This window comes from Gloeomargarita sp. SKYB120 (assembly GCA_025062155.1).
Classification (GTDB): domain Bacteria; phylum Cyanobacteriota; class Cyanobacteriia; order Gloeomargaritales; family Gloeomargaritaceae; genus Gloeomargarita.
In genome coordinates this window covers 23,600-34,899 of sequence record JANXAM010000026.1, presented here as the reverse complement: position 1 = coordinate 34,899, position 11,300 = coordinate 23,600, and the positions used below count along the sequence as shown (strand labels likewise).

The following is an 11,300-nucleotide window of genomic DNA, read 5'->3' as shown; positions in this document are numbered from 1 at the left end:
TGTTCGCTAGCAGTAAGCTGGTCCACATCTCGACGCAACACCACCCCGTTATGACCGGCGATGAAACGCGGCAACAGCGTCTGGTCAATCACCTTCATCGTCTGCATGTCGTAGGTGGTGTAGGTGGTTAATTCGGGACTGTCAAAGCGGATGTCCAGAATCGTCAGGGTTTTCCAAGGGGGAGTGTTGCCAGCTAGGAGAGGTCGCGGTCCAGCGCCCAGAATTCCCGTGTGTAACAGTTGTAATTTCCCCTTGTGAGCTGGGTAATAGGCGTGGTGATGGCCGCTGATGTAGGTATGAACGTTGTATTTCTCCAGCATCGCCCGCAGCTTGTCAGCGTTTTCCATAACTTCGCCGGGGTCGTTGCGTCCAATCGCTACTGCATACAGGGGTAAGTGGCCGAGCAGGATACGCATCTTGGCCTGTTGCGCGCGGGGACTAGCCAAGGATTTTTCGACCCACGCCAGCTTGTCTGGGGGAATGTGGTGGGACGACCCATCCCAAACCAAGAAGAAAATGTCTTTAAACTCAAACGTGAAATAGAAAGGAAATTCAAACTTGTCCACAAAGTTGACGCCGGGGTCATGCTTGGGGTCGCGCCAGTATTCCGCCGCTACATCTCGCTCTTTTTGGAACAAAAAAGTTTTATTCACACTCAGGGCACTCGACGCATCGTGATTGCCAATCGTAAATCCGTAGGGAATTTTGAGTTGACGAATCGGGGCGGCAACGGTGCGGTCAAATGCTTCCCACATGGCCCGCATTTGCGCTTCGGTTAGGGCTGGATATTGCCCCGCCACCATATCGCCGCTGCACACAATCATGTCGGGTTGCCAGAACGGGATGAGCTTAATCGCTCGCGTTACTTCCGGCGCGTAGGTGGTCGCTCCATACATGTCGTTCAAATCGCTAATGACCATCAACCGCACATCCCCACGGGGTGGGTTTTCAATCTTGTTGCCAAATTGCGCCAAGACTTCTTTTGTTTCCGGAGGCAACTCCTTGGGCCGCTGTTCCACAACCGCCGGCGCGGGTGAGGCTGGCGTTTGGGTCACAGTCACTTGGGGTGACGATGGGCCGATGAGGGCATGGATGCCGAAGGCTAAACCGATTCCCACCAGTATCCCCAGGACAAGCTGCACTCCTAACCGGCCCCAGCGCATGACTCACTTCCCCAACACCCTGCCATGAATATAACACCAGCTACTGGAGTTTGCACCCACCGTCTGAAGCATTCACTCATTGTTTTGGTTATGACGACAACAAACACAATGCTCAGCAGTATAATTGCAGGCAAACGTTATAGCGATTGTGCGCACGTTGTCAGGGGAGATAAGCAATGCGAGTGGCGGTGTGGGGCGTGTTGACCATCGGCATGGGGTTGCTGATCAGTTCGCAGGCGCAAGCAGCCAATCCCGAACATCTCCAGCAATTGGCCAGCACCAATCAATGCCCTAAATGCGATTTGTCGGGTGCCGATTTGCGGGGAATGGTGTTGGTAGGGGCTAACTTGGGCCATGCCAATCTGAAGGGCGCGAATCTGGCCGGTGCCAATCTTGAAGGGGCCAAGCTATTCAACGCCAATTTGAGCGAAGCCAATCTAGGGAATGCCAATCTCAAACAGGCCGACTTGGGAAATGCCAACTTGGCGAAATCGGTGCTGGTTCGGGCGAATTTGGAGCGGGCGAATTTGAACGGCGCCAACCTGGCCCACGTGGATTTGAGTGAAGCCAATTTGCGGCGGGCATCCTTGAGTTTGGTGACGCTAGAAAAGTCCAATTTGGCCGATGTGAATCTCAGCGACGCCGACCTAACGGGTTCCCTGTTAACGGGAGTGAATTTATCCCAGGCGCGATTGACCAATGCTGTGTTGAATCGGGTGAATTTGGACGGGGCCGATTTGACCGATGCGCGCTTAGAAGGGGTCAAACTGCGGAACGCCAGTTTAGTAGGGGCAATGCTACCCAGGGCGCGCCTGCAACGGGCGGAACTGGTGGATGCGAAGTTAAAGGGAACGAATTTACGAGAAGCAGACTTGAGCCAGGCGGATTTGACGCGGGTGGACTTGACCGGGGCGCGACTCGACCGGGTGAATTTATCCCAGGCGACGCTGGAAGGGGCAACCTTGCACAAGGTGAGCCTGGTCGCAGCGAATTTGCTGGCAACCAATCTCGTCCAAGCCGATTTGAGCCACAGCGATTTGCGGGGGGCGAATATCTCGCGGGCGCGGTTGCAAAATGCCAATCTGAGCCATAGCAATTTGAGCGTGGTGAATTTGACCGATACCAATCTCACGGGCGCCAATCTCGAAGGTGCCGATCTAACCGGGGCGCGGGTGCAACAGGCGGTAATGGCGGGCGTCAATCTCAACGGCACGCTGGGCCTGGATAAGACGGTCGGACGCGCCCAGCCGAATTAAGCGGGTTTGGTCAATTGCACCAGGGTCACCGGATTCAAGGGCTGCCAGCGGGTCAACTCGCCAATGGCCAGGGAGCGGGCTAAGCGCACATCCAGCGCTTGGTACCGCCAGCTTTGCTGCTGCGACCACTGGAGCGTCTGGGCTAGGTGTTCCTGCGTCGCCAGCGCCAGCACCACCACACCCCCTGGGGATAACCGCGTCGCCACCGCATCTAGGATGGATAAAAGTTCCCTGCCACTGCCGCCAATAAACACTCGCTGGGGAGCGGGCAAGGTTGCCAGGGCCTGGGGGGCTGCACCGCTGATGACAGCGACATTGTTCACCTGAAAGCGCGCGAGATTCCGGCGAATCAATTGCACCCCCAAACTGTTTTTTTCGATGGCATAGATAGTGCTATGGGGCAATAGCCGGGCGATTTCAATGCTGACGCTGCCAGTTCCGGCCCCCACGTCCCAAATCACCTGCCCATCCTGGAGATGCAACAGCGATAAAACCAGCACACGAATTTCTTTTTTGGTCATGAGACCTGGCTGGTCGGGAAAACTCTCAAACCAGTGGTCTGCTAGACCGACCAGGGGAAGCGATGGGGGTAAAACCGGTGATACCGATTCGCGCACCAAGACCACGACATTTAACCCCGGCGTTTGGTAATGGCGAGCGGTTTCGATATCTAAACACTGCACGTTTTCCTGGGGAGTTCCCAAGTTTTCACACACCCAGATTCGGTAGTGGACCGGTAATACCAGCCCTTGCAGCACCTGGGCAATTTCAGCGACGGAATGCTGGGGGTCGGTGAAAATGGCAATTTTTTCCACGCCTTGCTTCAGAGGCTGGAGGAGATTTTCCCAGGCGCGACCATGCAGGCTAATAATGCGGGCGTCTTGCCAGGGCAGCTTCAGGCGGCTAAAGGCCAACTGCACGGCGCTGAGATGGGGGTAAAACCGCAGCATATCGGCTGGGAAATGGCACAGCAACAGGCGCCCAATGCCAAAAAACAAGGGGTCCCCCGAGGCCAAAACCACGATGTGCTCATACCCCTGGGCAATAGAGTCTTTCATCGCAGCGATGTCCTGGTCGAGATGACCCCAAACCAAGCGCCGCGCTGGATGCTCCGGGAAATGGGCCAGATGCCGTTCAGCCCCACAAAGAATTTGCGCCTGGGCTAGTACCTGCTGGACTTCCGGTAGGGGACTGGGGCCATCCCCGCCCATGCCAATCACATGAATGGTCGCAGCCACAGCGCTAGAGCAAGTTCAGGTCAGTGACAGCGCCCAAATGACTCCCTGACACCAACTTGGCATATTTCGCCAGGACACCGCGAGTGTAGCGGGGAGCCGGGGGTTGCCATTGCGCGCGCCGGCGGGCCAGTTCTTCATCGCTCACGTGCAGGTGCAACAGTTGCCGGTCGGCATCAATCGTAATCAAATCCCCTTCCTGCACCAGGGCAATCGCACCCCCGACTGCGGCTTCTGGCGAAACATGGCCCACCACCAGCCCGTAGGTGCCGCCCGAAAACCGGCCATCGGTAATCAAACCCACCTTATCTCCCAGTCCCGCGCCGATAATCGCCGATGTGGGCGAGAGCATTTCCCGCATCCCTGGCCCGCCTTTAGGTCCTTCGTAGCGAATGACCACCACATCTCCCGCCTTGATCTGACCGGCGAGAATGGCCGCCAAACAGGTTTCTTCGGAATCAAACACCCGCGCCGGCCCTGTGATCTGCCGCTGCTGAATCCCGGAAATTTTCGCCACCGCGCCTTCGGTCGCCAGGTTCCCCCGCAGGATGGCGATGTGACCTTGGGGATAGACCGGATTGCGCCAGGGACGGATCACGTCTTGGTCAGGAGGCGGTTCATCAGGTACATCTGCCAGCAGTTCCGCCCAGGTCTTGCCCGTGACCGTCAAACAATCGCCGTGGAAACAGCCGTGGTTGAGCAGGATTTTGAGCACCTGGGGCACGCCCCCCACCCGGTGAAAATCCACCGTCACATACCGCCCCGACGGTTTCAGGTCGCACAGCACCGGCACCTGCTCCCGGATGCGCACAAAGTCATCCAACGTTAAGGGCACTTCGGCGGCATGGGCAATCGCCAGCAGGTGCAACACGGCATTGGTGGACCCCCCCACCGCCATCAACAGGGCAATGGCATTTTCCAAGGACTGGCGGGTGATCAACTGGCGCGGGAGAATCTGCTGCCGGATGGCTTCCACGAGCACTTTGCCCGATAATGCCGCGCTTTCCAGCTTCTCGGGGTCTTCGGCGGCCATGGTGGATGAATACATTAGGCTCAACCCCAGCACTTCGGCAATTGACGACATGGTGTTGGCCGTGTACATGCCGCCGCAGGAACCCACCCCCGGACAGGCCCGCCGCTCAATTTCCAGCAATTCTGTCTCAGTGATCTTGCCAGCGCTGTAGGCTCCCACCGCTTCAAAAGCGCTGACGATGGTTAAATCCTGGCCTTTGTAATGCCCTGGTTTAATCGTTCCCCCATAGACAAAGACCGACGGGATGTTCAGCCGCGCCATGGCAATCAGCGCCCCTGGGATGTTTTTGTCGCAGCCGCCAATCGCCAGCACCCCATCCAGGCTCTGGCCTAGGCACACCGTTTCAATTGAGTCGGCAATCACTTCCCGCGACACCAGGGAGCACTTCATCCCCTCCGTGCCCATGGAAATCCCATCGCTGATGGTGATGGTGCCAAACAGTTGGGGCATCGCGCCCGCTTGCCGGATCGCCGCTTCCGCCTGCAACGCTAAATCGTTGAGCCCCGCATTACAGGGTGTCAGGGTGCTATAGGCGCTGGCAATCCCCACGATGGGTTTGTCGAAATCGGCATCGGTAAACCCCACTGCCCGCAACATCGCCCGGTTCGGGGAGCGTTCGACGCCGGCAGTAATGGCTTGACTACGGCGCGAGAAGGTCATATATCATCCGTCATGCCAATGAATGGACATTTTACCATTGCCCTGGGTGCGTAAAATCGAAATACACCCCGGAGCCGCCAGCCATGCCCGATTACCACGTCACCTGGGAGCGCTACCACCAGTTGATTGAGACCCTGGCGCAACAGATTTACCGGTCGGGTTGGGAGTTTGACCAAATTCTGGCGATTGCCCGGGGGGGACTCCGCATTGGCGATACGCTATCGCGCATGTTTCACAAACCCTTGGCCATTATCAGCGCCCAGTCCTACGTGGGTCAACAGCGGGGAGACGTGCGCCTGGCCAACTGCATCACCACCACCCAACCCCAGCTTGGGCCGCGCTTGCTGGTCGTAGACGACATGGTGGATTCGGGGCAAACCCTGGCGAAAATCGTGAATCATTTACTGGGGGACCCCAACGCCGACATCCAGGCCCTGAAAACAGCCGTGCTCTGGGTCAAAGCCCACACCCAATTTCAACCAGATTACTACGTGGAATTCTTGGCCGATAACCCCTGGATTCATCAGCCTTTTGAGCGCTATGAGCATTGGCAATTTGACGGCTAAAAGTTAAGCCACTAGTTGAATCCCCCAGGGGCAACATTCGCACAGCCAAAAATCCACCTCTGGCTGCTGGGCTTGCAACGTAAGAATGGCTTGCTCAGCGGTCGCCCGGTCTGGGTAAATGGCAAAGACGGTTGGCCCTGAACCCGACAGCAAACTCCCCAGGGCGCCAGTTGCCAGCAGGGCCTGCTTGAGCACTTGAATTTCGGGATAGGCCGGCAACACCACCTTTTCAAAATCGTTGTGTAAATGGGCGGCGATGTGGGTGAAATCGTGCTGGGCCAGGATTTGTACAAAATGGTCCGACTGGTCAGGAACGTCCCCAAACGTATGCCCCCATTGCTCGCTGTAGGTGCGATAGGCCCAGGGCGTGGAAATGCTCAAGTTTTGATGCTTGGCCAGCACAATGGCTCCCCCTGTAAGCGGCGGCAAGGGTTCTAAAGTTTCTCCGCGTCCGGTGGCCAGGGCCGTTCCCCCCTGCACGCAAAAGGGCATATCCGAACCCAACTGGGCCGCCAATTCTTGGAGTTCCCCCACCGTCAGTCCCAAGCCCCACAGGTGATTGAGTCCCACCAGCACTGCCGCACCGTTGCTCGACCCCCCGGCCAGACCCGCTGCCACCGGAATGTGTTTTTCGATATGGATGTTCACGCCGGTGGCTGCCTGGGGAAACCGGTGCGTCAGCAGTTGCGCCGCCTGCACGGCCAGGTTGGTGGCATCGGTGGGCACGTGGGGGTGCTGACAGGTCAGGTGGATGCCTTTGCCAGGGTGGGTCGCTAGATGGATCACATCCCGCAGGCTGACGCTTTGCAGCACCATCGCCACGTCGTGATAGCCGTCTGCCCGTCGCCCGAGAATCCGCAAGTACAAATTGATTTTGGCCGCCGCTGTCAGCGTACACCGGGCCATTGCCGTTCATCCCCAGCGCTTCCTTACCCATTGTCCCTGAAAGCCAGCGTTTAGACTAGGAAATAACCTATTGGTCGCCGCCGATGTCTCTTGAAGCCCGCACCCAAGCCCTGGGTCAGGAATTGCTGGCTGCCACTCGTCCCGGTCGTTCCTGGTGGGCGCAGGTGCAAGAGCAATTCCAATGGGACGAGAAACTGCTGGCCTGGACAATGACTCACCCGGGGTTGCGCACCCAGTTGTTCCGGTTGATTGACACTTTGCCCAGCTTAAGTAGCAGCGATGCCATCCACCAGCACCTGCGCGAATATCTCGACCAACCCCAGGTGGAATTGCCGGGACTGCTGAAAAATCTATTGCAAGCCACGCATCCTGCTATCGCCGCCCAGACCTTTACCACAGCAGTCAGCACGCTAGCCCGCAAATACATTGCCGGTCAGCATTTCGCCGCCGTCCGTCACACGCTCGAACGCCTGCGCCGCCAGGGAATGACCTTTACCCTGGACATCCTGGGGGAAGCCGTGCTCAGCGACGCCGAAGCCCGCGCCTACCTGCAGCGCTACCTGGATTTGATGACGGAACTGGCTGCCGTGGATTGGGGGTGTCAGCCGCAGGTCTCCGTCAAGCTCACGGCGCTCTATTCCCAGTTCGACCCCTTGACCGAGAAACGCACCCGCGCCCAGGTCACCCAGGCGATTACCACGCTGCTTCGCAAAGCCGGTGAACTGGGGGTGGCCGTGCATTTCGACATGGAGCAGTACCAGTACAAAAACCTGACGCTCTCTATCCTGAAGGAAGTCTTGCTCCAGGACGAATTCCGGTCGCGCGCCGATGTGGGCGTCACCCTCCAGGCCTATTTGACCGACAGTGAACAGGACCTGCGGGAGCTGCTCGCCTGGGCCAGGTTGCGGGGAACGCCGCTGACCGTGCGCTTGGTCAAAGGCGCCTACTGGGACCAGGAAATCATCCTGGCGCAACAGAAACGCTGGCCGCCCCCGGTCTATCGCCACAAAGGTTCCACCGACGCCAACTTTGAAAAACTCACCCGTTTACTGCTGGAGCAGCACGACGCAGTTTATCCGGCCATTGCCAGTCACAACGTCCGCTCCCAAGCCCATGCCCTGGCCGTCGCCGAAGCCCTGCACTTACCCGCCACCGCCTGGGAATCCCAGGTGCTCTACGGGATGGGGGATGCGCTGGCGCGGGCGCTGGTGGCGCGGGGACAACAGGTGCGCGTGTATTGCCCCTACGGCGAACTCCTGCCAGGGATGAGCTATTTGATCCGGCGTTTGTTAGAAAACACGGCCAACACGTCTTTCTTGCGCCAGCAATTGCAGAAGGAAAACGCCGCTGAGCTCCTGGCTCCCCCCACCCCAGCGGAACCGACAACGCCGTTGCCCACGGGATTGGCCTTTGCTGGCGCTGCTGACACCAACTTTGCCCTGCCCGCTACCAGCGACCCCTTTCTCCAGGCCATTGAACAGGTACGCGCGCAACTGGGCCAGGACTACCTGCTCCCCCACTGCTCGTCGGCTGACATCCTAGTGTCGGTGAATCCCAGTGACCCGGAGCAAGTCATTGGCCGGGTTGGACTGGCAGATGTCCAGGCGGTCATCCAGGCGATGGAGTTGGCCCAAGCAGCCCAGCCCGTGTGGGGACAAACGCCCTTGTCAACGCGCACCCAGTTATTACATCGGCTAGCGGACCAGTTAGCCGCGCAGCGGGCCGAATGGGTGGCGTGGATGGCCTGGGAAGTGGGCAAACCCATTCGAGAAGCCGACGCTGAAGTCACCGAAGCGATTGACTTTTGCCGGTACTATGCGCAGCAGGCCGAACGCTTGGCTCAAGGCTATGTCTATGACCTCTGGGGCGAAACCAATCGCTACATCTACCAACCCAAGGGCGTCGGCGTGGTGATTGCCCCCTGGAACTATCCCCTGGCGATTTCGGTGGGGATGATCACGGCGGGGCTGGTCACGGGCAACTGCGTGCTCTACAAACCGGCGGAGCAGTCGTCTGTGATCGGGTGCAAGCTCAGTCAACTCATCAGCGATTTGCTCCGGGACATGGGCCTGCCGGAAGGTGTGTTTCAGGGATTGCCGGGGTGGGGCGAAATCATCGGGCCAGTGCTGGTGAATCATCCGGGCGTGCATTGGATTGCCTTTACGGGTTCGCGGGCGGTGGGGTGCCAGATTTATGCCCAAGCGGCCCAGCAACAACCGGGGCAACGCCATCTGAAACGGGTGGTGGCGGAAATGGGGGGCAAAAACGCCATCATTGTGGATGCCAGCGCGGACCTGGACCAAGCCGTGCAAGGGGTGGTGCAATCGGCGTTTGGGTATGCCGGGCAAAAGTGTTCCGCCTGCTCGCGGGTGATTGTCCTGCCGCCGGTGTACGAGACGTTCATCGAACGGTTGACCGCCGCTACAGCTTCCTTGGTCATTGGCCCCGCCACCGACCCGGCCACAACGGTAGGTCCTGTGATTGACCAGGAGGCGCACACCCGTCTCCACCAAGCCATCGCAGCGGCGAAACAGCGCTATCCGGTGCTCGTGGAATGTCCAGCGCCGACCAGGGGCTATTACGTGGGGCCGGTGATTTTTGGCGACGTTGCGCCGGAGGACCCGCTAGCCCAAGAGGAGTGGTTCGGCCCCGTGCTGGCGGTCCTACGCGCCCAAGATTTCGACCAGGCATTACAGATTGCCAACAACACCGATTACGCCCTGACCGGTGGGGTATATTCCCGGACGCCCAGCCATATTCACCAGGCCGCCCAGACGTTCGCCTGCGGTAATTTGTACATCAACCGGGGCATCACGGGAGCCATTGTGGGCCGCCAACCCTTTGGGGGCTTTCGTTGCTCCGGCGTCGGTTCCAAAGCAGGCGGGCCGGATTACCTGCTGCAATTTGTGGACCCCAAGGTGGTCACCGAGAACATCCAACGGCATGGCTTTGCTCCCCTGGAGGACGAGGCATGAAACCGGTGGTCCTGCTGCCCGGTTATCTGGCCGGTTGGGAACCCTATACCGACCTGGTGAAAGCCGCGCGAGCGTTTGGCGTGGATTTGCACGTGGTGCCCTTGCGCTGGTGGGATTGGCTGCCGACGCTGGGCGGACGACCCGTAACCCCTATACTCGAAGCCCTGGACCAAACCGTGCGCCGTGTCCAGCAGCAGTACGGCGGGGAGAAAATCACGCTCATCGGTCACTCCGCAGGAGGGTGGATTGGCCGGATTTATCTGGGGGATAAACCCTACGAAGGGCGCGTTTGGGCCGGTGTAGAGCGGGTGGAACGTTTACTCACGCTCGGCACACCCCATCGCAGCCAAGAACGCTGGACCCGCCGGAATCTAGAGTTTGTGAACACGGCTTACCCTGGCGCTTACTACCCGCAGGTGACGTACATTTGCATTGCCGGTCACGCCGTGCAGGGGCGACCCTGGACCTTTACCTACGAGAGTTACCGCCTGACGGTGGGGCAAGGGGACGTGTGGGGGGACGGCATTACGCCAGTCGCTGCTGCCCATCTGGAAGGGGCGATGAACCTGACGTTAACCGGTGTCTGGCATTCCCCCCGTTCGCCAGGCCCTTGGTATGGCGCTCCCGACGTTTTACCCCAATGGCTTCCCCTGGTTACTGCCGATCCCGTCCCGAAACGTTAAATTATGTAAAGGAGCATGCGGGGGTCGGGCGATGCGGGTGACGTGGTTTGAGGCGAACACGTGGTTGCTGGAATGGGCGGGGTTGCGCTTGCTGGTGGACCCGTGGCTGGTGGGGCCGCTGGTGTTTGGGGGCATGGAGTGGCTGTTCAAGGCGGAACGGCGGCGACCCATCCCAGAACTACCCAGTCACTTAGATGCCATTGTCATTACCCAGGGTCTAGAAGACCACTGCCATCCGGCGACGCTGAAACGTCTAGACCCGACCACGCCCGTGATTGCCAGTCCCAGCGCTGCCAAGGTGGTGCGAGAACTCGGCTACACCCAGGTGACGGCCCTAGCACATGGGGAGCAGACGACCCTGGCGGATAAGCTCCGCGTGCAAGCCTTACCTGGCGCGCCGGTGGGGCCTACGCAGGTGGAAAACGCCTATCTGCTGCGGGAATTAGCAACGGGACAAACACTGTATTACGAACCCCACGGCTATCACCAGGGCGTCTTTCAGGTGACGGACAAGGTAGATGTAGCCATTGCGCCGGTGATTGATTTGACACTGCCTTTGGTGGGGCCGATTATTCGTGGGAATCAGGTGGCGCTGGAACTCGCCCAGAAACTCAAACCCCAGGTGCTGCTTTCTACGGCGATGGGGGATTACGAAGCCAGTGGTTTGCTATTGCGATTCGTCCAGGCCAAGGGAGACGTGACCACGCTGCAACAGCAAATGACCCAAGCAGGTTTACCGACGCGAGTGCTGGAATTGACGCCTGGAGAACCGGTGGAGCTATCACTGGCGGCGAGTTCGATTAACTAGCGTTCATGGGTTAAA

9 protein-coding genes are annotated in these 11,300 nt (G+C 58.9%); 5 read left to right on the top strand and 4 right to left on the bottom strand.

Going from position 1 to position 11,300, the window contains the following annotated elements:
- A partial coding sequence (locus tag NZ705_09610; protein MCS7293206.1) for a metallophosphoesterase occupies window positions 1-1,163 on the bottom strand: 1,163 nt, incomplete at its 3' end.
- Window positions 1,164-1,339: 176 nt separating this feature from the next.
- On the opposite strand from NZ705_09610, the gene NZ705_09605 reads away from it, so the two are divergent.
- Window positions 1,340-2,419, top strand: a complete 1,080-nt coding sequence (locus tag NZ705_09605) for a pentapeptide repeat-containing protein (protein MCS7293205.1) — start codon at window positions 1,340-1,342, stop codon at window positions 2,417-2,419.
- On the opposite strand, the gene cbiE is transcribed toward NZ705_09605, so the two are convergent.
- Window positions 2,416-3,657 carry a precorrin-6y C5,15-methyltransferase (decarboxylating) subunit CbiE gene (gene cbiE, locus NZ705_09600; protein ID MCS7293204.1) on the bottom strand — a complete coding sequence of 414 codons (1,242 nt, stop codon included), beginning with the start codon at window positions 3,655-3,657 and terminating at the stop codon, window positions 2,416-2,418. The two genes, NZ705_09605 and cbiE, sit on opposite strands and share 4 nt — an antisense overlap.
- 4 nt (window positions 3,658-3,661) lie before the next feature.
- A complete protein-coding gene (gene ilvD / locus NZ705_09595) occupies window positions 3,662-5,347 on the bottom strand; it encodes a dihydroxy-acid dehydratase (GenBank protein MCS7293203.1) in 1,686 nt (561 codons plus the stop codon).
- A gap of 83 nt (window positions 5,348-5,430) precedes the next feature.
- On the opposite strand from ilvD, the gene NZ705_09590 reads away from it, so the two are divergent.
- Complete coding sequence (locus tag NZ705_09590; protein MCS7293202.1) at window positions 5,431-5,913, top strand: phosphoribosyltransferase family protein; 483 nt, start codon at window positions 5,431-5,433, stop codon at window positions 5,911-5,913.
- Between the two features lie 3 nt (window positions 5,914-5,916).
- Here the strand turns inward: NZ705_09590 and ispE are convergent, their stop codons facing one another.
- Entirely contained in the window at window positions 5,917-6,819 is a 903-nt protein-coding gene (ispE, locus tag NZ705_09585; GenBank protein ID MCS7293201.1) for a 4-(cytidine 5'-diphospho)-2-C-methyl-D-erythritol kinase, read from the bottom strand.
- 83 nt (window positions 6,820-6,902) lie between these two features.
- Here ispE and NZ705_09580 point away from each other — a divergent pair, with 83 nt between their 5' ends.
- From NZ705_09580 to NZ705_09570, 3 genes are read left to right on the top strand one after another with little or no spacing between them, the layout of a single operon-like run.
- Window positions 6,903-9,794, top strand: coding sequence for a proline dehydrogenase family protein (locus tag NZ705_09580; protein MCS7293200.1), 2,892 nt, complete (start codon window positions 6,903-6,905; stop codon window positions 9,792-9,794).
- Entirely contained in the window at window positions 9,791-10,477 is a 687-nt protein-coding gene (locus NZ705_09575; GenBank protein ID MCS7293199.1) for an alpha/beta fold hydrolase, read from the top strand. Before NZ705_09580 ends, NZ705_09575 begins: the two co-directional genes overlap by 4 nt.
- Before the next feature lie 31 nt (window positions 10,478-10,508).
- The gene (locus NZ705_09570; GenBank protein ID MCS7293198.1) at window positions 10,509-11,285 is read left to right on the top strand and encodes an MBL fold metallo-hydrolase; all 777 of its coding nucleotides are present in this window, start codon (window positions 10,509-10,511) and stop codon (window positions 11,283-11,285) included.
- The last annotated feature ends 15 nt before the right edge of the window (window positions 11,286-11,300 follow it).